We start from the raw sequence: 21,304 nt of genomic DNA, 5'->3' as shown, positions 1-21,304 counted from the left end.
CATGGCGAGCTTCTTCATCGACAGGCCGATCTTCGCCTGGGTCGTCGCGCTGTTCATCTGTCTGGTCGGCGCAATTTCGATTCCGCTGTTGCCGATCGCGCAGTACCCGATCATCGCGCCGCCCTCGATCTCGATCTCGACCAGCTATCCCGGTGCCTCGCCCGAGAACCTCTACAACAGCGTCACGCGGCTGATCGAGGAGGAGCTCAACGGCGCCTCCGGCATCCTCAATTTCGAATCGACCAGCGACTCGCTCGGCCAGGTCGAGATCATCGCCAATTTCGTGCCGGGCACCGATACCAGCGCCGCCTCGGTCGAGGTGCAGAACCGCATCAAGCGCGTCGAGGCGCGGCTGCCGCGCGCGGTGATCCAGCAGGGCATTCTGATCGAGGAAGCCTCCAGCGCGGTGCTCCAGATCATCACGCTGAACTCGACCGACGGCAGCCTGGATGAGGTCGGCCTGGGCGACTTCATGATCCGTAACGTGCTGGGCGAGATCCGCCGCATCCCCGGCGTCGGCCGCGCCACGCTGTATTCGACGGAACGTAGCCTGCGCGTCTGGGTCGACCCGGCAAAGCTGGTCGGCTATGGCCTGACCGCCGACGACGTCAACAAGGCCATTGCCGCGCAGAACGCGCAGGTCGCTTCGGGCAGCATCGGCGCCGAGCCGTCGACCTCGACCCAGCGCACCTCCGCGCTGGTGCTGGTCAAGGGCCAGCTCTCGTCCCCGGATGAATTCGGTACCATCATCCTGCGCGCCAATGCCGACGGGTCGACCGTGCGGCTGCGCGATGTCGCGCGGATCGAGGTCGGCGGCCTCAGCTACCAGTTCAACACCCGTCTCGATGGCAAGCCGACCGCCGGTCTTTCCGTGCTGATGTCGCCGACCGGCAATGCGCTGGCGACCGCGAGCGCCGTCGAAGAGAAGATGAAGGAGCTGTCTCGCTTCTTCCCGGCCAATATCGGCTACGAGATTCCATACAACATCACGCCCGTGGTCGAGGCCTCGATCAAGAAGGTGTTGTCGACGCTGGTCGAAGCCATCGTGCTGGTGTTCGTGGTGATGTTCCTGTTCCTGCAGAACATCCGCTACACCATCATTCCGACCATCGTGGTGCCGGTGGCGCTGCTGGGCGCCTGTACCACGCTGCTGCTCGCCGGCTATTCCATCAACATGCTCTCGATGTTCGGCATGGTGCTCGCCGTCGGCATCCTCGTCGACGATGCCATCGTCGTAGTCGAGAACGTCGAGCGCATCATGGCCGAGGAGGGGCTGCCGCCCAAGGAAGCGACGCGGAAAGCGATGTCGCAGATCACCGGCGCCATCATCGGCATCACGCTGGTCTTGATGGCCGTGTTCGTGCCGATGGCGTTCTTCCCGGGCTCGGTCGGCATCATCTACCGCCAGTTCTCCGTGACCATGGTCGCCGCGATCGGCTTCTCGGCCTTCCTCGCGCTGTCGCTGACGCCGGCACTGTGTGCGACGCTGCTCAAGCCCGTCGCGGCCGGTCATGGCCATGCCAAGAAGGGCGTGTTCGGCTGGTTCAACCGCATGCTCGACGGCAGCAAGGAGGGATATTCCCGCACCGTCGGCTTCTCGCTGAAGCGCACCGGCCGCTTGATGCTGGTCTATGTCGCGCTGCTCGCCGGCCTGTCCTGGGCCTTCGTCAATCTGCCCGGCGGCTTCCTGCCCGTCGACGACCAGGGCTTCGTCACCACCGACGTGCAGACGCCGTCGGACTCGTCCTACGGCCGAACCGAGGCGGTGATCGAGAAAGTGGAAAAATACCTGGCGCAGCGTCCGGGCGTCGACAACGTCACCTTCCTCACCGGCTTCAGCTTCTCCGGCCAGGGCATGAACACCGCGCAGGCCTTCATCACCCTGAAGGACTGGTCGGAACGCGGGCCGAAGGATTCTGCGGCCGCGATCGTCGCCGACATCAACCGCGATTTGTCGTCGTCGATCCGCGACGCAAAAATCTCCGCGCTGCAGCCGCCGCCAATCGACAATCTCGGCAACTCCTCGGGCTTCTCGTTCCGTCTCCAGGACCGCGGCCAGAAGGGTTATCCGGCCTTGATGCGCGCCGCCGATCAGTTGATCGCGGAGGCCAATGCGAGCGCTGTGCTGCAGAAGGTCTATGTCGAGGGCCTGCCCGAGGCCGGCGTGGTCAATCTCGTGATCGACCGCGAAAAGGCGGGCGCCTTCGGCGTCACCTTCGAGGACATCAACAATACGATCTCGACCAATCTCGGCTCGAACTACATCAACGACTTCCCGAACCGCGGCCGCATGCAGCGTGTCGTGGTGCAGGCCGATGCCCGCGACCGCATGCGGACCGAGGACATCCTCAACTACAACGTCAAGAACAGCCGCGGCCAGCTCGTGCCGTTCTCGTCCTTTACCACCGTGGAATGGGCGCGCGGACCGACGCAGATCGCCGGCTTCAATTATTATCCGGCGGTGCGCATCTCGGGCGAGGCGAAACCCGGCTTCACCTCGGGCGATGCCATCGCGGAGATGGAACGGCTTGCCGGCAAGCTGCCGCGCGGCTTCGGCTATGAATGGACCGGGCAGTCGCTCCAGGAGAAGCTGTCGGGCTCGCAGGCGCCGTTCCTGCTCGGGCTCTCGGTATTCGTGGTGTTCCTGTGTCTGGCCGCGCTTTACGAGAGCTGGACCATTCCGCTCGCGGTGCTGCTCACCGTGCCGCTCGGCATCGTCGGCGCGGTGGTCGCGGCGATGCTGCGCGGCCTGCCCAACGACGTCTATTTCACCGTCGGCCTGATCACCATCATTGGCCTTGCGGCCAAGGACGCGATCCTGATCATCGAGTTCGCCAAGGATCTGCGGAAAGAAGGCAAGCCGCTGGTGGACGCCACCATCGAGGCCTGCCGCCTGCGCTTCCGCCCGATCCTGATGACCGGCCTTGCCTTCATCTGCGGCGTGCTGCCGATGGCCATCGCCCATGGCGCCGGCGGCGCCAGCCAGCAGGCGCTCGGCAGTGTCGTGATGGGCGGCATGATCGCGGTAGTGATCCTGGCGCTGCTGATGGTGCCGGTGTTCTTCGTCTCGGTGCAGCGCGTGCTGGGCGGGGATCGGGAGAAGGCGGCGAAGCAGGGCGAGATGTACGGGCCGCCGGCGCCGGCCGAGCTGTAAGGTGAGGTGTCATGCCCCGCGCAGGCGGGGCATGCCGTACCCCGCGGCCTTTCCGTATCCGAGCGGCGTCTCTGGAATACTGGATCATCCGCCTTCGCGGATGATGACCGTCGGGTTTGCGCTGGTGAGAGTCGGCCATTGAACGCCGGATCGGTCGGCTTGATTTCTCGGAGGCCTCAATCCAGACTGCACCCCTGGATTGAAACATCGTATTCGCACCTTACTGCGAATGCGGAGATAGCCCGCCGATTGAGAGCATGTGATGCGTCCGACCGACATTGCGATCTCGAACTATCGCTCCATTCGGCGGCTCTCCATACCCATCCATCCCCTGTCGGTGTTCGTCGGCGAAAATGGAGTCGGCAAGTCCAATCTCTACAAGTCCTTGTCGCTGTTGCGCGACGCGGCGACCGGTCAGATCACCCGCACGATCGCCGATGAAGGCGGTTTGAATTCGGTCTGCTGGTCCGGCATACGCAAGCGAGGCGAAGACGGGCGGCTGCGGCTGTCGGCGACATTCGACGGCATGAGATATTCCATCGAGCTCGGATTTCCCAGCCCGCTTCAGGCGGCATTTTCCGGCGAGCCGATGATCAAGGCCGAAACGATCGAAACGACGCGCGGCAAACGCACGGTCAAGCTGATGGAGCGGATCAATTCGCTCATCAGCGTCCGCGGCGAGAGTGGCGCCTGGAACGCTCACAAGGATGCGGTGCTGCCGTCAGAGACCGCGCTTGCGGCTTTTTCCGATGGCAAGCAATGCCCGGAAATCGACCTGATCAGAAATGCAATGCTGGGCTGGCGATTCTATCATGACTTTCGCACTGATCCGGCGTCACCGATACGAAAGCCTTGTCTGGCGATCGCAACGCCCTCGCTCAGCGCCGATGGCATCGATCTGGCTGCCACCCTGGCGACCCTCTATGTCATTCGGGAAGACGCCGACGACCTGCAGGACGCGATCCAGGATGCATTCCCGGGTGCCGAACTCCGCGCATGGGAAGAAAATGGCAGGTGTGAATTCGATCTGCAATTGCCGGATATGCCGCGGCCGTTCAGGGCTCATGAACTATCCGACGGGACGCTGAAATACATCTGCCTGCTCGCGGTATTCATGGGCTATCGGCTGCCGCCGTTCATTGCGCTGAACGAACCCGAGACCAGCCTGCATCCGTCGCTGCTTGCGCCGCTGGCCCGGCTCATCGCCAAGGCATCGCGCCGCGCCGACATCTGGATTGTCACCCATTCGGAACAGTTGATGGACGCACTGCGAAGCGAGAGTTCGGTCCCGCTCCGCCGGGTGATCAAGTCGAAAGGCGCCACGGCGATCGAGGGCCTGACCATCGGCGGTGAATATCGCGACGACGAAGCCGACGAGGACGATGAGGACGACGATTCCTAACCGTCGTCGATCGAGCCGTCGTGCTGCTGCGGCCTACTTCCGCAAGATCTTCACCAATTCCCCGTGCACGTATTCATTCCCGCACACGACATTGCCTGTCACCAGCGCGTCGCCCGGCGTATCGATGTCGGTGATCGTTCCGCCCGCCTCGCGCAGCATGATCAGACCCGCCGCGATGTCCCAGGATTGCAAATTGCGCTCCCAGTAGCCGTCGAGGCGGCCGGCGGCGACGAAGGCCAAGTCGAGCGAGGCGGCGCCGAAGCGGCGCAGGCCGGCGACGCGCTCCTGCATCGCGGTCATCTCGCGACGGAATTCCTCGTGGTCGCCGCGGCCGATATGAGGCAGGCCGCAGGCCACCACGCATTCGTTGAGCTGACGGCGGCCGGCCACGCGCAGCCGCTGGTCGTTGAGGAAGGCGCCCTTGCCGCGCTCGGCGATGTAGAGCTCGTCATTGGCGGGATTGTAGATCACGCCGGCGATGATCGTGCCCTCGCGCGAAAGCCCGATCGAGATCGCGAATTGCGGGATGCCGTGCAGGAAGTTGGTGGTGCCGTCGAGCGGATCGACGATCCAGGTGTGGCTCTTGTCGGAGCCCTCGCGCGTTCCGCCTTCCTCGCCGATGAAGCCGTAGCCGGGCCGCGCCTTGGCGAGGTCCTGGTAGAGGATCTCCTCGGCGCGCTTGTCGGCCAGCGAGACGAAATTCGCCGGTCCCTTCAGCGAGACCTGGAGATGCTCGATCTCGCCGAGATCGCGCTTGAGGCTGCGGCCGGCGCGGCGCGCGGCCTTGACCATGACGTTGATAGTTGCGGAATATAGCATGAGCTTCCGGTCTTGATCGGGGGAAATGGCGCGAAATCGCGCCTGTTTGAGGGATGGGGTGCCCTGCGGGGGCCTCAACGTCAAGTCATTTGGCCCCGAGCCATTTCCTGGCGGCGGCCTCGGCCTTGGCCCGGTCCTCGGCCGGCAAATCGGACAATTGCTTGTCCAGCTCCGGATCGCCCTTGCCGGAGGTCTTGGCCACCAGATGCCACTTGAAGCCTTCGACCTTGTCCACGGCCGTGCCCATGCCGTTGATCAGCACCCAGGCCAGCCGGTTCTGCGCGATCGCGCTGCCCTGGCGGGACGCCTTGCGGAGCAGGGCGACGGCCGCCGGCTGGTTCTTCGGCGTGCCGGTGCCGTTGAACAGCGCGATGGCGTATTCGACCTCGGCATCGACATTGTCGGTCAGCGTGGCGACTTGGAGCAGACGCACCGCCCGTTCCAAATCCTTCGGCACGCCAGTGCCTTCCTTGTAGAAGGTCGCGAGCGCGTATTGCGCCTCGGGCAGGCCGGCATCAGCCGCCTGGCGCAGCAGCTCGGCGGAGCGCTTGACGTCCTGCGGCAGGGTCTGGCCGTCGAGATAGAGCAGCGCGAGATTATAGGCCGCCTTGGGTTCGCCGAGCTTGGCGGCGGACGCCATCAGCTTGACCGCCTCATTTTTGTCGACCGGGCCGCCGCGGCCGGTCATCCTCAGCATGGCGAGCGCGAACATCGCCTCGCGGTCTCCGGCGTCGGAGGCGCGCTTGTACCATTGCAGCGCCTTGGTGTAGTCGCGTCGGATGCCCATGGCGTTGGAATAGAGCTCACCCAGCATGGTCATCGCTTTGGCATCGCCGGTTTCGGCACGGGCCGTGGCGAGTTCGAAGGCGGTCTTGTACTGGCCGCGCTGATAGGCGCCGTACACCAGATCGACGTTGGGGTTGTCGGTCGGCGGCGCCGGAATCACGGTCGCGGCCGGAGCAGGCTTTGGGGAAGCGGAAGGTTTCGGGGAGGCTGAAGGTTTGGGTGCCGGCGGCGCTTCCTTCTTCTTGGTGATGGTGTGCGGCGTGGCCTTCGGCTTGTCTTTGGTTTTCTCGGCCGAAGCGCCCGGCGTTGCCACCGGCGGCGTGATCTGGAGCTGCGCGGCCGCGGGCGCCGTCAGCAGCAGCGTGGCCAGCATGATGATGCGCGGGAGCTTCATGTCGGGCGCTAGCCGTGCTCCTGGTCTGCAAGCGCAGTCGCATGAGCCTTCTTGATCGCAGCGTCGGCCTCGATCAGCGCAGCCTTGGGTCCGCGCGGATCGGCCCAGATGAAGTCGCCCACCAGCACGAAATCGGCGCCGCTGGCGGCGAATTCGTGGGCCTCCTCCAGCGAGATGGCAAAGCCGACGCAGGGCGGTTCGAACAGCTCGGCCCACCAGTCCAGCCGCTCAGCGATCGCTTGCGACGACGGCCGCTGGCCCTTTGCGTCGGGTTCGCCGAACAGCACGTAATCCGCGCCAATCTCGCCCGCATCCATCGAATGGTGCCGCGTCGTCAGCCCGCCAACGCCCGCGATGCGATCGGGCTTCAGCGATGGCAGCGCCTCTTTCAGCGCGGCGATGCCGGGCAGATGCGCGCCGTCGGCGCCGCCGCGTGCGACGAGCTCAGGATGGCCATCGACAAGCAGCGCCGCGCCCGCTTTCTGAGCCGGCGGCGCCAAGGCCTTGATCCGCGAGATCATGGTGCGCTGATCGGTCTGCTTCAGCCGCAGCAGCACGGCCGCGACATCGGCGGCGGCGAGCAGGCCGGGCAGCTCGGCCAGGAGCGAAGCGGGATCGTCGACGACAGGCGTCGCGAGATAAAGGCGCGGCGCCGGGCGCGGCGGAGGAGATTTGTTCGACAAGATCTAGGCCGCTTTCTGTTCCAGGCTGCTTTGCCATTCGCCTTTGCAGGCGAGGCCATTCATGCGCGCGCGGTGACTGAATGCGCTTTGTCCGGCCGCGACGTTCTCGGCCTTGCCTGACCAGGCCTTCTGCGGCGCGGCCTGGAGTGCGCGACCATAGGAGAAGGTCAGGCCCCAGGGCAGCGGGCCGAGCTTGTGCATGGCGTTGAGATGCGCCGTTGCCTCTTCATCCGATTGGCCGCCGGAGAGGAAGGCGATGCCGGGCACCGCCGCGGGCACGCACGCCTTGAGCAGCCGTATCGTCTTCTCCGCGACCTCCTCGACGCAAGCCTGCTTCGCGCACTTCTTGCCGGAGATGGCCATGTTCGGCTTCAGCACCATGCCCTCGAGCGCGACGCGCTGCACGCGCAATTCCTGAAACGTCTTGTTGAGCACACGGCTCGTCACCTCATAGCAGCGATCGATGTCGTGATCGCCGTCCATCAACACTTCGGGTTCGACGATCGGCACGATCTGCGCGGCCTGGCACAGCGCTGCGTAGCGCGCCAGCGCGTGGGCGTTGACGCTGATCGCAGTCATGGAAGGGATGCCACTGCCGATGTCGATCACCGCGCGCCATTTGGCGAAGCGTGCGCCGCGCTCGTGATATTTCTTCAGCCGTTCGGCGAGCTTGTCGAGCCCGACGGTGACGAGCTCGCCCGGACACATCGGCAGGGCTTGGGTGCCTTCGTCGACCTTGATCCCGGGGATGGCGCCGCTGCTCTCGATCAGCTTGACCAGGGGCGTGCCGTCCTTCGCGTTCTGCCAGATCGTCTCGTCATAGAGGATGACGCCGGAGATGTAGCGGCTCATGGCTTCGTTCGAGCGGAACAGCATCTCGCGATAGTCGCGGCGGTTCTCTTCGGTCGATTCCACGCCGATCGCGTCGAAACGCTTCTTGATGGTGCCGGAGGATTCGTCGGCGGCAAGGATGCCCTTGCCGGGCGCGACCAGGGCGGTCGCGATCCTGTTCAGCTCAGTCAGATTCATCGAGATGTCCTCCCAAAACGATTCTGCCCTTGCCGGTGAAAATAGACCGTTCTCGGGCAAATGCCGAGTTAACGTTCGTCGCAGGGTAAGGGCTGGGGCAGCGTTGGGCCGGCCGGGCGACTCTTCACCTCGCCCCGCTTCGGGGAGAGGTCGGATCGCCCTTGCGATCCGGGTGAGGGGGGTACAGGTCCCGCAGTCATCTCATCTGCCGAGAGAGCCCCTCACCCCAACCCTCTCCCCGCGAAGGGCGGGGAGAGGGGAAGGATAGAGCAGCTTACGCCACCTTCGGGGCGAGCTCGCCCTTGGCGTAGCGCTTGGCCATCTCGGCCGTGGTCAGCACCTTCTTGATCTTGGAGGCTTGGCCCGCGGTATTGAATTCCTGGAGCCGCTGCTTGCACAGCCTGGTCATCGCTTCCATCGCGGGCTTCAGGTACTTGCGCGGATCGAACTCTTCGGGATTGTCCTTGAGCACTTTCCGGATCTGGCCGGTCATCGCCATGCGGTTGTCGGTGTCGATGTTGATCTTGCGCACGCCGTTCTTGATGCCGCGCTGGATCTCGGCAACAGGCACGCCCCAGGTCGGCTTCATCTTGCCGCCATAGGCGTTGATGATGTCCTGGAGGTCCTGCGGCACCGAGGAGGAGCCGTGCATGACGAGATGCATGTTCGGCAGCTTGCGGTGGATCTCCTCGATCACGTTCATGGCGAGGATGTCGCCGTCGGGTTTGCGGGTGAATTTGTAGGCACCGTGAGACGTCCCCATCGCGATCGCGAGCGCGTCGACCTGGGTCTCCTGGACGAACTTCACGGCTTCATCCGGATTGGTCAGGAGTTGGTCGTGGCTGAGCTTGCCCTCGGCGCCGTGGCCGTCTTCCTTGTCGCCCATGCCGGTCTCGAGCGAGCCGAGCACGCCAAGCTCGCCCTCGACCGAGATGCCGCCGAGATGGGCCATGTCGGTTACGGTCTTGGTGACGCCGACATTGTAGCCCCAGTCACCGGGGGTCTTGCCGTCGGCCTTGAGCGAGCCGTCCATCATCACCGAGGTGAAGCCGGCCTGGATCGCGGTCATGCAGGTGGCCGGCTCGTTGCCGTGGTCGAGATGCACGCAGACCGGGATGTGCGGGTAGATCTCGGTCACCGCGTCCATCATGTGCTTGAGCATGACGTCGTTGGCGTAGGAGCGCGCACCGCGCGAGGCCTGGATGATGACGGGCGCGTCGACCTGGTTGGCCGCGTCCATGATCGCCAGCGCCTGCTCCATGTTGTTGATGTTGAAGGCCGGGACGCCGTAATCGTTCTCCGCCGCATGGTCGAGCAATTGACGCAACGTGATCCGAGCCATCTGTGTTTTTCTCCCGTTTGGGCCTGCAAGGCCACTGCTTGAAGGCGGCTGACGACTTGCCGACCGATTACTTGGTGCGCAGAACTTCGACGCCGGGCAGGGGCTTGCCTTCCATCCATTCAAGAAATGCGCCACCGGCGGTCGAGACATAGGTGAACTGACCGGCCACATGGGCCTGGTTGAGAGCCGCGACGGTGTCGCCGCCGCCCGCGATCGAGATCAGCTTCTTGGCCTTGGTGCGCTCGGCGGCATGCTTGGCGGCGGACATCGTGCCGCGGTCGAACGGCTGCATCTCGAAGGCACCGAGCGGTCCGTTCCAGACCAGCGTCGCCGCATCGTCGATCGCGGCATGGACACGTGCGATCGACTGCGGACCGACGTCGAGGATCATGCCGTCGGCCGGGATCGCGTCGAGGCCATAGGCGTGCGACGGCGCGTTGGCCGCGAAATGATAGGCGACGGTAGCGTCGACCGGCAGGATGATGGCGCAGTTGGCGGCTTCGGCCTTTTCCATGATGCGCAACGCGGTCGCGGCGAGATCCTTCTCGGCCAGCGACTTGCCGATGCCGACGCCCTGGGCGTGCAGGAAGGTGTTGGCCATGCCGCCGCCGATCACGAGCGCGTCGACCTTAGTCACGAGGTTTTCGAGCAGGTCGATCTTGGTCGAGACCTTGGCGCCGCCGATGATAGCGATGACAGGCTTGGTCGGTGAGCCCAGCGCCTTCTCCAGCGCGACCAATTCGGCCTGCATGGTGCGGCCGGCATAGGCGGGCAGCTTGTGGCCGAGGCCTTCGGTCGAGGCGTGGGCGCGGTGCGCGGCCGAGAACGCGTCATTGACCCAGATGTCGCCGAGTTTTGCGAGCTCCGCGACAAAGGCCGGATCGTTCTTCTCTTCCTCTTTGTGGAAGCGGGTGTTTTCGAGACAGAGGATGTCACCGTCCTTCAAGCCGGCAACGGCCTTGACCGCGGGCTCGCCGATGCAGTCGTCGGCGAAGGCGACGGGCTTCTTCACCACCTTCGACAGCGCCTCGGCCACGGGCTTGAGCGAGTCCTTGGCATCGCGCCCTTTCGGCCGGCCGAAATGCGCGAGCAGGATGACCTTGCCACCCTTGTCCGAGATTTCGGTGATGGTCGGCGCGACGCGCTCGAGCCGGGTTGCGTCGCTGACGCGGCCGTTCTCCATGGGCACGTTGAGGTCAACGCGCAGCAGCACGCGCTTGCCCTTCACATCGACGTCGTCGAGGGTGCGGAATGATTTCGTCATCGGAGGCCCTTGTCCCGGGCGCACCGCGGCGCGTAGTGCCGCCGTGCAGAACCGGGACCCAAATTGCGGCGAGTCCCGCGGTTAGTTAAACGGGCCCCGGCTCTGCGACGCAGCGCTTCACGCTACGTCGCGTCCGGGACACGAGAGCGGAGTTAGATCACCTTCGACATCGCGACGGCGGTATCCGCCATACGATTCGAGAAGCCCCACTCGTTGTCGTACCAGGACATCACGCGCACCAGCGTGCCGTTCTGCACCTTGGTCTGGTCCATGTGGAATGTCGAGGAGTGCGGGTCGTGGTTGAAGTCGATCGAGACGTTCGGCGCGGTGGTGTAGCCGAGAATGCCCTTGAGCTGCTGCTCGGAGGCACGCTTCATCGCCTCGTTGATTTCCTTCGGATCGGTGGCGCGCTTGGCCACGATCTTGAGATCGACGACCGAGACGTTCGGGGTCGGCACGCGGATCGCGACGCCGTCGAGCTTGCCCTTCAGTTCCGGCAGCACGAGGCCGATCGCCTTGGCGGCGCCGGTCGAGGTCGGGATCATCGACATCGCAGCCGCGCGGCCGCGATAGAGATCCTTGTGCATGGTGTCGAGAGTCGGCTGGTCGCCGGTATAGGCGTGGATCGTGGTCATGAAGCCGGTCTCGATGCCGACGAGGTCGTTCAGCACCTTGGCGATCGGCGCAAGACAGTTGGTGGTGCAGGAGCCGTTGGAGACGACCAGATGTTCCCGGGTCAGCGTGTCGTGGTTGACGCCGTAGACGATGGTGGCGTCGGCGCCGTCGGCGGGCGCAGAAACGAGAACGCGCTTGGCGCCGGCAGTCAGATGCGCGGAGGCCTTGTCCTTCGAGGTGAAGATGCCGGTGCATTCCATCGCGATGTCGATGCCGAGATCTTTCCAGGGCAGCTTCGAGGGATCGCGCTCGGCGGTCACCTTGATCTTGTTGCCACCGAGGCTGATCGTGTCGCCATCGACGGTCACGGTGCCGGGGAAACGGCCATGGACGCTGTCGAAGCGAAGCAGATGGGCGTTGGTCTCGACCGGGCCGAGGTCGTTGATGCCGACGACCTCGATGTCCTTGCGGCCGGACTCAGCGATGGCCCGCAGAATGTTGCGGCCGATGCGGCCAAAACCGTTGATTCCGACGCGGACTGCCATGTTTCGTCTCCTTCAATGACCGTTGTCATCCCGCACAACGCGCTAGCGCGCCTGCGAGGGTTTTTTTAGGGCGGACGCCCGGTTCGGCCGGGCGGGGCTTGATCATATGGGACGTTAGGTAGTCCTTTTTTTCGGTAATCTCAACTCTCAGGAAACGCGTTTCAGAACGGCGTTAACCGCGGCCTCGGCGGTAATGCCAAAGTGCTGGAATACCTTGTTGAGAGGGGCGCTGGCGCCGAAGGAGTGCATGCCGATAAACTCGCCATCCTGGCCGATCACGGCGTCCCAGCCCCAGCGCACGGCGGCCTCGATTGCGACCTTGATGGGGGCATTGCCGATGATCTCGTCGCGGCGCTCCTTTGGTTGCGCTAGCAGGAGCTCGAGCGAGGGAACCGAAACCACCCGGGTCGGAATGCCGCGCTCGGCGAGCTGCTTCTGGGCGGCCACGGCCATCTCCACTTCGGAGCCCGAGGCGAACAGCGTCGCCTTGGCTTCGCCCTGGGCGGCCACCAGCTCGTAGGCACCGAACCGGCAGGGGCTCTCGTTCGGTGCGGTGGTGCGCAGTTGCGGCAGGTTCTGACGGGTCAGCGCCAAGACTGTCGGGCCGTCGATGCGGTTGAGCGCGAGCTCCCAGCACTCGGCAACCTCGATGGAATCGCACGGACGGAACACGCGCATGTTGGGAATGGCGCGAAGTGCTGAGAGATGCTCGACCGGCTGGTGGGTCGGGCCGTCTTCGCCGAGGCCGATGGAATCGTGGGTCATGACATAAACGACCCCGGTCCCCATCAATGCGGCGAGCCGCATCGCGGGCCGCGCATAATCGGTGAACACCAGGAAGGTCGCGCCGTTCGGCGCAAAACCACCGTGCAGGAAGATGCCGTTCATCGCCGCGCACATGCCGTGCTCGCGGATGCCGTAATGGATGAAGCGGCCCTTCGGCGTCTTGGCCGAGAACGCGGTGGCGGACTTCGCCTTGTTGTTGTTGGAGCCGGTGAGGTCGGCCGAGCCCGACAGAAATTCCATCGGCATCGCGCCGGCAATCACTTCGATCACGGCTTCGGAGGATTTGCGGGTCGCCGCATTCATCGGCTTTTCCAGCAGCTCCTTCTTGTAGGCGCGCACCGCCTTCGCGAGCGCGGCCGGGCGCTCGTGGCGCAGGCGACGCTCGAACTCGGCGCGCTTGCGGCTGCCGAGTTCACCGAGCCTTGCTTCCCATTCCTGTCGTGCCGCCGCGCCGCGGCTGCCGGCCGCGCGCCAGGCCTTGAGCACGTCGTCGGGCACCGAGAACGGCTCCAGCGAAATGCCGAGATTTTCCTTGGCGGCCTTGAGCTCGTCGGCGCCGAGCGCTTCGCCGTGCACCTTGTTGGTGCCGGCCTTATGCGGGGCGCCGAAGCCGATGGTGGTGCGGCAGGCGATCAGCGTCGGCTTGTTTGATTTCTGCGCGCGCGTGATCGCGGCGGCGATTGCGGCCTGGTCGTGGCCGTCGATCTTTTCGGCGGCCCAGCCCGCCGACTTGAACCGCTTCACCTGGTCGACGGAGTCGGAAAGCGAGGTCGGACCGTCGATCGAAATGCCGTTGTCGTCATAGAGCACGATCAGCTTGTTGAGCTTCCAGTGCCCGGCCAACGCGATCGCTTCCTGCGACACGCCTTCCATCAAATCGCCGTCGGAAGCGATCACATAGGTATGGTGATCGACAATCTTCTTGCCGAACTCGGCGGCGAGCATCTTCTCGGCGAGCGCCATGCCGACGGCGGTGGAAATGCCCTGGCCGAGCGGACCGGTGGTGGTCTCGATGCCCTTGGTGTGGCCGTGCTCGGGATGTCCGGGTGTCAGCGATCCCAACTGGCGAAAGTCCTTGAGCTGGTCGATCGTCATCTCTGGGCTGCCGATCAGATACAGCAGCGAATAGATCAGCATCGAGCCGTGCCCGGCCGAGAGCACGAAGCGGTCGCGGTCCGGCCAGTCCAGCGCGGCGACGTCGAATTTCAGGAATTGCGTGAACAGCACGGTCGCCATGTCGGCGGCGCCCATCGGCAGGCCCGGATGACCCGATTTCGCCTTCTCGACGCCGTCCATGGCAAGGCCGCGGATCGCATTGGCCATACGGTTGTGATCGACCTGCGTCATGTCTGAAAATCCGTCTGAAATGAGGCGCTTGTGGCTGGATTTGGCCGCGCCGGAAGGAGCCTTTCGGCCGCTGGGGTCGCGGCTGGGATAGCATCTCGGTTCCGACAGGCCAAGGCAATCAAACGCCGGTTTGGCCGCAAAAGTTGCTTAGCAGTGCATAGGTTTCGCGGCGGCGTTGCGATTCCCTAGCTTGCCACGTAAATTTCTGCTTCTAACCGCTTGCCGAACCGAGTCTTTTGCCGGACGGCAAGCCCCAGGAAAAGCCCAAAGGAAAACTCCAAGGGCAAGGCCACAGGTTCCGCCGCTGACTGCATGAACGATCGCGTATCCAACAGCTCTGCCATGACCGAGTCCTCGGCCGTCGAGATCGAGATCGCGACCCGCAGGCTCATGGCGGCGCTCGACTCGCTCGAAAGCGCGGTGGAGCGGCGGCGCGATGCCGATCGCGACGAGAACGAGCTCGCGGCGCGGATTCAGGCGCTCGGCGCGGACCGCTCGCGGCTTGCCGACGAGCTCGACGGCGCGCTGGTGAAGGCACGCAAGCTCGAGCGCTCCAGCCGCGAGATCTCCGATCGGCTGGATTCCGCGATCGTCACGATACGTTCGGTGCTCGATACCGGAGAGGACGGATGAGCCACATCAACGTCACCATCAACGGCCGGCAATACCGCATGGCCTGCGAGGAAGGCCAGGAGGTGCGGCTGCTCAAGCTGGCTGAAAGCCTGGAGACGCGGATTCAGTCGCTGCGCGGAAAGTTCGGCGAGATCGGTGATGCCAGGCTCACCGTGATGGCGGCGCTGACCGTCTGCGACGAACTGGTCGATGCCGGCAACCGCATCCGGACCATGGAGCAGGAGCTGACCGAACTGCGGGATTTCCGCAACGCCGCCGTCGAGCGCGCCCGGTTGACCCAGACCGCGGTCGTGAACGCACTGAACTCTGCCGCCGAGCGCATCGAGAAGTCGACCCAGGTCCTGAACCGCACCGTCGGCAACGGGATCGCCATCGGCTGACCCTTCACCGGGCTGGCGATTCGTCAGCATCGTTGTTACATTGCCCAAGCGGGGCTGCGACGCGCGTCAGGAGCCATTATCCCCGGGGCCTTATCGATCCTTTAGGGAACTGTCCCTGGCCGGGCCCGTGGGCTCGGACATATGGTGCCCACCTACTTTCGTAGGGAACTCCGGGATCGAGTGCTTCAACGGCGTTCGCGGCTTCGCACTTTTGTTTTTCTTCCTTCTGGTTCGTGCCTGTCGAAATTGCGTCCCCGACACGCTCGCGGTTTGATTTCGGTGTCATGCCCCGCGCAGGCGGGGCATCCAGTACGCCGCGCTGTCGAGGTTTTTGCATTGGCGTCTCTGGAATACTGGATCACCCGCCCCAGTGCGCAAGGGCGCACAAGGCGGGTGATGACGGCGGAGCAAGGCTCAGCCTTCGGAGCAAGCGCGCATGACCAACACCAAAGCCGAACTCCGTGCCAAAGCCCTCGCGGCGCGCGATGCGCTGAGCGAAAAGAAACGCATCGCCGCCGCCGCCAAGCTCGCCAAGCGCGGGCTGCCATTCCAGCTTCTGCCTGGCAGCATCGTATCGGGCTATTCGCCGATCCGCAGCGAGATCGATCCGATGCCGCTGCTGAAGAAGCTCGCCGAGCAGGGTGCCAGGCTTGCGCTGCCTTGCGTCACTGCGCGGGGCCAGGCGCTGATCTTCCGCATCTTCCATCCGAACGATCGCCTGATGCTCGGCCCGCTCGGCATTCCCGAGCCGTCGCCTGGGGCCGCTGAAGTCATTCCCGACATCATGCTGACGCCGCTCGCTGCCTTCGATCGTCTCGGCCATCGCATCGGCTATGGCGCGGGGCACTACGACCACACCTTCGCGCATCTGCGAAAAACCAAGACCATCGTCGGCATCGGGCTCGCTTTTGCAGCGCAGGAGATCAAGGCGGTTCCGGCACTAGCCCACGACGTGGCGCTGGATTATGTGCTAACGGAATCGGACGTATTCGATTTCCGGAGTTCTGAAGTTGCGCATTCTCTTCGTGGGTGATGTCGTCGGCCGTGCCGGGCGCAATGCCATCGCCGAATATCTGCCTGGCATGGTCAAGGACTGGTCGCTCGATTTCGTCGTCGTCAACGGCGAGAATTCCGCCGGCGGCTTCGGCATCACGGAAGCGATCTATCAGGAGTTTCTCGACGCCGGCGCCGACGCGGTGACGCTCGGCAATCACTCCTGGGATCAGCGCGAAGCACTGGTGTTCATCGAGCGCGCGGAGCGCCTGGTGCGGCCGGCGAACTATCCGCGCGGGACGCCCGGCCGTGGCGCCGCGTTGGTCGAGACCAAGAACGGCAAGCACGCGCTCGTCGTCAACGCTTTGGGCCGCGTCTTCATGACCCCGTTCGACGATCCCTTCGCGGCCCTCGAGCGCGAGCTCGGCGCCTGCCCGCTCGGCATTGCCGCGGACGCCATCGTCGTCGACTTCCATTGCGAGGCGACCAGCGAGAAGCAGGGCATCGGCTTCTTCTGCGACGGCCGCGCCAGCCTCGTCGTCGGCACCCACACCCATGTGCCGACCGCCGACCACCAGATCCTGTCGGGCGGCACCGCCTACATGACCGATGCCGGCATGACCGGCGACTACGATTCCATCATCGGCATGCAGAAGGAGGAGCCGTTGCGCAGGTTCACCTCCGGGATCCCCTCAGGCCGCTTCGAGCCGGCAGCGGGCGCTGCGACGCTCAGCGGCGTTGCGGTCGAGACGGATGACGCGACGGGGCTTGCGCTCCGTATTGGGCCGGTGCGCGCCGGCGGCAGGCTGGAGCCGACGACGCCGAAATTCTGGCTGAGCTGAATTGCAGCGGCAGATCCCGCTGCACCTTCTCCCCTTGTGGGAGAAGGTGGCGCGAAGCGCCGGATGAGGGGTCGCTTCCGCGAATTCAAATGCGAGTTGGACGCGTGGAGACAACCCCTTACCCGGCTTCGCTTCGCGAAGCCACCCTCTCCTGCAAGGGGAGAGGGTGCAGCGTCAGTCGGCGCGAGAATTACTCCGCCGTCTGCTCCCGCAACTCCGCAACATCCTTCGCCGTCAGCTTCGAGCCCTTCGCGCCGAACCGCGCTGTCACGTAGTTCGCCACCGCCGCGATCTCGTCGTCGCTATAGGCCTTGCCGAACGCCGGCATCGACAGCGCGCCGTCCGGCGTGTCGCGCTTGGTGCCTGACAGCACGATTTGCGCGACGTTGGTGGCGGCGGGGTCGTTGACGGCCCAGGTGCCGGTCAGCGTCGCCATCGGCGAGACCGGGCTTTCGCCGCTCCAGCCATGGCAACTGGCGCAGGCGCTGGCGAACACCATTTTGCCGCGCGCATCCGCCGTGACGCCGTCCTTGTGCGAGGCGGGTGCGACGGGCGCGGTGATTGCGGGCAGGTCGGGCGAGGGCTGCGGCGGCACGCTGCGCAGATAAGCGACGATGCTGCTTATGTCCTCAGGCGCGAACTGGCTAAAGCTGTGGTCGACCGCTTCGCCCATCGGACCCGACGCCGAGCCGTGGCCCGGCGCATGGCCGAGCGACAGATAGGAGACCAGGTCCTCGTCACGCCAGCTGCCGAGGCCGGTGGCCTTGTCGGAGGAGATGTTGAAGGCGCGCCACCCGGCCGTGATCGCGCCTGCAAATTTCTTGCGGTTGTCCAGCGCAAAGCCGAGATTGCGCGGCGTGTGGCATTCGCCGCAATGCGCCAGCGCCTCCACGAGATAGGCGCCGCGATTCCACTGCGGGCTCTTCGACGTATCGGGCGCAAAGCGCGTGTCCGGATTGAACACGGCCGACCAGACAATCATCGCCCAGCGCTGGTTGAAAGGGAAGGACAGCGTGTTCTCCGGCGGCTTCGCGCGCACCGCAGGCAGGCTGAACAGATAGGCCTTCACCGCCAGCACGTCGTCGTCGGTCATGTAGGTGTAGGACGTGTAGGGCATCGCCGGATAGAGCCGGGCGCCGTCATGGCGCTTGCCGCGCTGGACGGCGTTGAGAAAATCCTGGTCGCTGTAATTGCCGATGCCGGTGTCCGTGTCCGGCGTAATGTTGGTGGAATAGAGCGTGCCGAACGGCAGCTTGAAGCCGAGCCCGCCGGAATAGTCCGTCTCGCCGGGCTTGGTGTGGCAAACCATGCAGTCGGCCGCCTTCGCCAGGTATTCGCCGCGTTCGACCAGGCTCGCCTTCTCCAACTTTGCCGGCACGCCGGCCGGTTTGCCGGCACGGTAATCCGCCAGCGCCACCTTGGTGCCGCCGGCGAAGTCGAGCGGGCCGGGCCCGCGGATGATCCAGACGCCGAGCGCCACGACGACAATGGCGATCACGACGATGCCAGTGAGGATACGCATCTTGCCGCTCATGCCTTTTTCCCCGCAGCCAGCAGTTTCCGATCGATCGGCAGGCGCCGCAGCGCCACGCCGGTTGCTGCGTAAATGGCGTTGCGCAGCGCCGGCGGGCCGGCGTTGACGCCGGCCTCGCCGATGCCGCCGGGCGCTTCGCCGCTCTTGACGACGACGACCTCGATCTTCGGTGTCTCATTGATGCGCATCATGCGGTAGTCGTGGAAGTTCGACTGCTGCACGCGGCCCTTCTCGATGGTGATCTCGCCATAGAGTGCGGCGGTGAGGCCGAACACCAGGCCGCCTTCGATCTGCGCCTTCACCGTGTCGGGGTTGACCGCGATGCCGGTGTCGACCACCGAGACGATACGGCGGAGCACGATCTCGCCGATATCGTCGATCTCCGCTTCCACCACGGTGGCGAGGAAGCTTGCAAACGACGGCTGGACGCAGACGCCGCGGCCGACGCGCGGTGGCAGCGGTTGGCCCCAGCCAGATTTCTCGGCGGCAAGATTGAGCACCGCGAGCATGCGCGGATTCTTCGTCAGCATCGAGCGGCGGAATTCGACCGGATCCTTGCCGGCCTTGCGCGCGAGCTCGTCCATCGCGCATTCGACCGCAAACACGTTGTTGTTCGGACCGACGCCGCGCCAGAAGCCGGTGGGCACCGCCGGCGGTTCGGCGCGGACATATTCGACATGGAAGTTGGTGAAGTCGTAGGGTGCATCCACGGCGGCATCGACCGCGTCGATGTCGATACCCTTCTGGAACGCCGGCGGCAGCCAGCGCGCCAGCACGGCGGAACCGGCGACCTTGTACTTCCAGGCCGCGACCTTGCCGTCGACCAGCGACGCCGTGACCTGGTCGCGATAGACCGGACGGTAGACGTCGTGCTGGATGTCCTCCTCACGGGTCCATATCACCTTGACGGGATAGTCGACCTGCTTTGCGATCTTCACGGCGGCCACCACCATATCCGGCTCGAGCTTGCGGCCGAAGCCGCCACCGAGCAGATGCTGGTTGACAATCACCTTGTCGACCGGGAGGCCCGCAGCCTTCGCCGCCTCCGACTGCACGCGCGTCATGATCTGCGTGCCGGTCCAGATCTCGCAGGCATCCGGCCTGACGTGAACGGTGGCGTTGATCGGCTCCATCGAGGCATGCGCAAGGAACGGCAGTTCGAAGCTTGCCTCGAACCTGTCGCCGCTGGCGAGCCCCTTGGCGATGTCGCCGACCGATTTCGCGACCACGCCGTCCTTCTCGCTGGCGGCGCGCAGATGCTGCCAGACGTCCTTCGTGCTGAGCTTCGCGTTCGGTCCCTCGTTCCACTCGATCTTGAGCGCATCGAGGCCCTTCTTTGCGGCCCACATGTGATCGCCGATCACCGCGACCGCATCCTCGAGCACCACGACCTTGCGTACGCCCGCAATTTTGACCGCCGCGCTGTCGTCGACCTTGCCGACCTTGCCGCCAAAGACCGGGCAATTGGCGATCGCGGCGATCTTCATGCCGGGCAGGATCGCGTCGATGCCGTAGACGACCTTGCCATTGACCTTGTCCGGCGTGTCGAGCCGCTTCAGCGGCTGGCCGATGATGACGAAGTCCTTGGGGTCCTTCACCCGGACGTCCTTCGGCGGCGTTTGGCCCTGTGCGGCCAGTGCCAGTTCGCCATAGCCGAGCTTGCGGCCGCTTGCGGCATGCACGACCTCGCCTTTCGATGTCGTGCAGCTTGCCGGCTCGACCTGCCATTGCGCCGCTGCGGCCTGCACCAGCATCGCCTTCGCGCTGGCGCCGGCGGCGCGCAACGGATTCCACCAGGCGCGGATCGAGGTCGAACCACCCGTGGCCTGCAGGCCGAACGCCGGATTGGCGTAGAGCTTGTCGTTGGGCGGCGCGTGCAGCACCGCAACCTTTGCCCAATCCGCGTCGAGCTCTTCGGCCAGGATCATCGCAATCGAGGTATAGACCCCCTGGCCCATCTCGACTTGCGGCATCAGGAGCACGGTGCGGCCGGTGTCTTCGACCCGGATGAAGGCGTTCGGCGCGAATTTGCCGTCGGTCGTGTCCTTCGGCTGCTCCGGCTCGTTGACGGCGGCGCGGAGCGGCAGATGGAAGGCGAGCAGGAAGCCGGTGGCGAGACCGCCGGTCAGAACCGCACGGCGGGAGACGTCAGGAAGAGTCTTGTCGGTGATCATGGCGGACCTCACGACTGACGGCCGGAGGCGGCTTGCTTGATGGCCTCGCGGATGCGCACATAGGTGCCGCAGCGGCAGATGTTGCCGGCCATCGCGGCGTCGATGTCGGAATCGTCAGGGCTGGGCGTTGCCGCCAGCAGTGCCGCGGCCGACATGATCTGGCCGGACTGGCAGTAGCCGCACTGGATCACTTCGGCATCGAGCCAGGCCTTCTGCACCTTTGCGCCCGCTGGCGTGCTGCCGACATGCTCGATCGTGGTGATGGCGCGGTTCGCGACCGCGCTGACCGGCAAGACGCAGGAGCGGACTGCCTTGCCGTCGACGTGCACGGTGCAGGCGCCACACTGCGCAATCCCGCAGCCGAACTTGGTGCCGGTCATCCCAAGGACGTCGCGCAGCACCCACAGCAGCGGCATGTCAGGTGGCGCGTCGAACGATTTCGTTTCGCCGTTGATGGTGAGAACAGTTGCCATATGCATCCCCTTGCTCGCTCGATCGCTTGCGGCGATCTAGTCAGCGAATTTGCGCGCACAATAATCATATCGATGCGAAACGATGAAGCGTCGACATGTCCGGCAATGC

18 protein-coding genes and 1 other RNA gene are annotated in these 21,304 nt (G+C 64.9%); 7 read left to right on the top strand and 12 right to left on the bottom strand.

What is annotated here, in order from left to right; all coding sequences use genetic code 11:
• Position 1 precedes the first annotated feature (1 nt).
• Together IVB07_RS33630 and IVB07_RS33625 are read left to right on the top strand one after the other, a co-directional pair.
• A complete protein-coding gene (locus IVB07_RS33630) occupies positions 2-3,154 on the top strand; it encodes an efflux RND transporter permease subunit (RefSeq protein ID WP_018454611.1) in 3,153 nt (1,050 codons plus the stop codon).
• 262 nt (positions 3,155-3,416) lie between these two features.
• Positions 3,417-4,556, top strand: coding sequence for an AAA family ATPase (locus tag IVB07_RS33625; RefSeq protein WP_018454610.1), 1,140 nt, complete (start codon positions 3,417-3,419; stop codon positions 4,554-4,556).
• A 33-nt stretch (positions 4,557-4,589) separates the two neighbouring features.
• Here the strand turns inward: IVB07_RS33625 and IVB07_RS33620 are convergent, their stop codons facing one another.
• The 9 genes from IVB07_RS33620 to IVB07_RS33580 form a co-directional block, all read right to left on the bottom strand.
• Positions 4,590-5,375: an inositol monophosphatase family protein gene (locus IVB07_RS33620; protein WP_018454609.1), complete on the bottom strand. Its 786-nt coding sequence runs from the start codon at positions 5,373-5,375 to the stop codon at positions 4,590-4,592.
• An 85-nt stretch (positions 5,376-5,460) separates the two neighbouring features.
• Positions 5,461-6,555: a tetratricopeptide repeat protein gene (locus tag IVB07_RS33615; RefSeq protein ID WP_018454608.1), complete on the bottom strand. Its 1,095-nt coding sequence runs from the start codon at positions 6,553-6,555 to the stop codon at positions 5,461-5,463.
• An 8-nt stretch (positions 6,556-6,563) separates the two neighbouring features.
• Positions 6,564-7,238 carry a thiamine phosphate synthase gene (locus IVB07_RS33610; RefSeq protein WP_018454607.1) on the bottom strand — a complete coding sequence of 225 codons (675 nt, stop codon included), beginning with the start codon at positions 7,236-7,238 and terminating at the stop codon, positions 6,564-6,566.
• 3 nt (positions 7,239-7,241) lie between these two features.
• Positions 7,242-8,267, bottom strand: coding sequence for a class I fructose-bisphosphate aldolase (locus tag IVB07_RS33605; RefSeq protein WP_018454606.1), 1,026 nt, complete (start codon positions 8,265-8,267; stop codon positions 7,242-7,244).
• A gap of 274 nt (positions 8,268-8,541) precedes the next feature.
• Positions 8,542-9,609, bottom strand: coding sequence for a class II fructose-bisphosphate aldolase (gene fba / locus IVB07_RS33600; protein WP_018454605.1), 1,068 nt, complete (start codon positions 9,607-9,609; stop codon positions 8,542-8,544).
• A 67-nt stretch (positions 9,610-9,676) separates the two neighbouring features.
• Positions 9,677-10,873 (bottom strand): phosphoglycerate kinase, encoded by a 1,197-nt coding sequence (locus IVB07_RS33595; protein WP_247364098.1) that lies wholly within the window; start codon positions 10,871-10,873, stop codon positions 9,677-9,679.
• A gap of 152 nt (positions 10,874-11,025) precedes the next feature.
• On the bottom strand, positions 11,026-12,033 hold the full coding sequence (gap, locus tag IVB07_RS33590; RefSeq protein WP_018454603.1) for a type I glyceraldehyde-3-phosphate dehydrogenase: 1,008 nt from the start codon (positions 12,031-12,033) through the stop codon (positions 11,026-11,028).
• Between the two features lie 147 nt (positions 12,034-12,180).
• Positions 12,181-14,166, bottom strand: a complete 1,986-nt coding sequence (gene tkt, locus IVB07_RS33585; RefSeq protein ID WP_247364097.1) for a transketolase — start codon at positions 14,164-14,166, stop codon at positions 12,181-12,183.
• 185 nt (positions 14,167-14,351) lie between these two features.
• Complete coding sequence (locus tag IVB07_RS33580; protein ID WP_018454601.1) at positions 14,352-14,510, bottom strand: hypothetical protein; 159 nt, start codon at positions 14,508-14,510, stop codon at positions 14,352-14,354.
• On the opposite strand from IVB07_RS33580, the gene IVB07_RS33575 reads away from it, so the two are divergent.
• From IVB07_RS33575 to IVB07_RS33555, 5 genes are all read left to right on the top strand, one after another.
• On the top strand, positions 14,509-14,799 hold the full coding sequence (locus tag IVB07_RS33575; RefSeq protein WP_007599949.1) for a DUF4164 domain-containing protein: 291 nt from the start codon (positions 14,509-14,511) through the stop codon (positions 14,797-14,799). The genes IVB07_RS33580 and IVB07_RS33575 overlap by 2 nt on opposite strands.
• Positions 14,796-15,179, top strand: a complete 384-nt coding sequence (locus IVB07_RS33570) for a cell division protein ZapA (protein ID WP_007599950.1) — start codon at positions 14,796-14,798, stop codon at positions 15,177-15,179. The genes IVB07_RS33575 and IVB07_RS33570 overlap by 4 nt, the downstream gene beginning before the upstream one ends.
• 48 nt (positions 15,180-15,227) lie before the next feature.
• Positions 15,228-15,387, top strand: a non-coding RNA gene (ssrS, locus tag IVB07_RS33565) — 6S RNA.
• A gap of 228 nt (positions 15,388-15,615) precedes the next feature.
• Positions 15,616-16,212, top strand: a complete 597-nt coding sequence (locus IVB07_RS33560) for a 5-formyltetrahydrofolate cyclo-ligase (protein ID WP_018454600.1) — start codon at positions 15,616-15,618, stop codon at positions 16,210-16,212.
• Entirely contained in the window at positions 16,190-17,014 is an 825-nt protein-coding gene (locus tag IVB07_RS33555; protein WP_018454599.1) for a TIGR00282 family metallophosphoesterase, read from the top strand. The genes IVB07_RS33560 and IVB07_RS33555 overlap by 23 nt, the downstream gene beginning before the upstream one ends.
• A 190-nt stretch (positions 17,015-17,204) precedes the next feature.
• Here IVB07_RS33555 and IVB07_RS33550 read toward each other — a convergent pair whose 3' ends face one another.
• From IVB07_RS33550 to IVB07_RS33540, 3 genes are read right to left on the bottom strand one after another with little or no spacing between them, the layout of a single operon-like run.
• Positions 17,205-18,548 (bottom strand): cytochrome c, encoded by a 1,344-nt coding sequence (locus IVB07_RS33550; protein ID WP_018454598.1) that lies wholly within the window; start codon positions 18,546-18,548, stop codon positions 17,205-17,207.
• Positions 18,545-20,722: a molybdopterin cofactor-binding domain-containing protein gene (locus IVB07_RS33545; protein WP_026232772.1), complete on the bottom strand. Its 2,178-nt coding sequence runs from the start codon at positions 20,720-20,722 to the stop codon at positions 18,545-18,547. The genes IVB07_RS33550 and IVB07_RS33545 overlap by 4 nt, the downstream gene beginning before the upstream one ends.
• An 8-nt stretch (positions 20,723-20,730) precedes the next feature.
• Positions 20,731-21,195, bottom strand: a complete 465-nt coding sequence (locus tag IVB07_RS33540) for a (2Fe-2S)-binding protein (RefSeq protein ID WP_018454596.1) — start codon at positions 21,193-21,195, stop codon at positions 20,731-20,733.
• Positions 21,196-21,304: the final 109 nt, after the last annotated feature.

Origin of the sequence: Bradyrhizobium sp. 172, from assembly GCF_023101065.1 — a bacterium.
Taxonomy (GTDB): Bacteria; Pseudomonadota; Alphaproteobacteria; order Rhizobiales; family Xanthobacteraceae; genus Bradyrhizobium; species Bradyrhizobium canariense_D.
Note: the sequence above shows the minus strand (reverse complement) of the source record. Positions and strands in the feature narration are given on the sequence as shown.

Coding starts and splice junctions, on each gene's coding strand:
- IVB07_RS33580 (WP_018454601.1), bottom strand. CDS start 14,510: ATGGCAGAGCTGTTGGATACGCGATCGTTCATGCAGTCAGCGGCGGAA.
- IVB07_RS33570 (WP_007599950.1), top strand. CDS start 14,796: ATGAGCCACATCAACGTCACCATCAACGGCCGGCAATACCGCATGGCC.
- IVB07_RS33560 (WP_018454600.1), top strand. CDS start 15,616: ATGACCAACACCAAAGCCGAACTCCGTGCCAAAGCCCTCGCGGCGCGC.
- IVB07_RS33630 (WP_018454611.1), top strand. CDS start 2: ATGGCGAGCTTCTTCATCGACAGGCCGATCTTCGCCTGGGTCGTCGCG.
- gap (WP_018454603.1), bottom strand. CDS start 12,033: ATGGCAGTCCGCGTCGGAATCAACGGTTTTGGCCGCATCGGCCGCAAC.
- IVB07_RS33540 (WP_018454596.1), bottom strand. CDS start 21,195: ATGGCAACTGTTCTCACCATCAACGGCGAAACGAAATCGTTCGACGCG.
- IVB07_RS33545 (WP_026232772.1), bottom strand. CDS start 20,722: ATGATCACCGACAAGACTCTTCCTGACGTCTCCCGCCGTGCGGTTCTG.
- tkt (WP_247364097.1), bottom strand. CDS start 14,166: ATGACGCAGGTCGATCACAACCGTATGGCCAATGCGATCCGCGGCCTT.
- fba (WP_018454605.1), bottom strand. CDS start 9,609: ATGGCTCGGATCACGTTGCGTCAATTGCTCGACCATGCGGCGGAGAAC.
- IVB07_RS33550 (WP_018454598.1), bottom strand. CDS start 18,548: ATGAGCGGCAAGATGCGTATCCTCACTGGCATCGTCGTGATCGCCATT.
- IVB07_RS33575 (WP_007599949.1), top strand. CDS start 14,509: ATGACCGAGTCCTCGGCCGTCGAGATCGAGATCGCGACCCGCAGGCTC.
- IVB07_RS33620 (WP_018454609.1), bottom strand. CDS start 5,375: ATGCTATATTCCGCAACTATCAACGTCATGGTCAAGGCCGCGCGCCGC.
- IVB07_RS33595 (WP_247364098.1), bottom strand. CDS start 10,873: ATGACGAAATCATTCCGCACCCTCGACGACGTCGATGTGAAGGGCAAG.
- IVB07_RS33615 (WP_018454608.1), bottom strand. CDS start 6,555: ATGAAGCTCCCGCGCATCATCATGCTGGCCACGCTGCTGCTGACGGCG.
- IVB07_RS33625 (WP_018454610.1), top strand. CDS start 3,417: ATGCGTCCGACCGACATTGCGATCTCGAACTATCGCTCCATTCGGCGG.
- IVB07_RS33605 (WP_018454606.1), bottom strand. CDS start 8,267: ATGAATCTGACTGAGCTGAACAGGATCGCGACCGCCCTGGTCGCGCCC.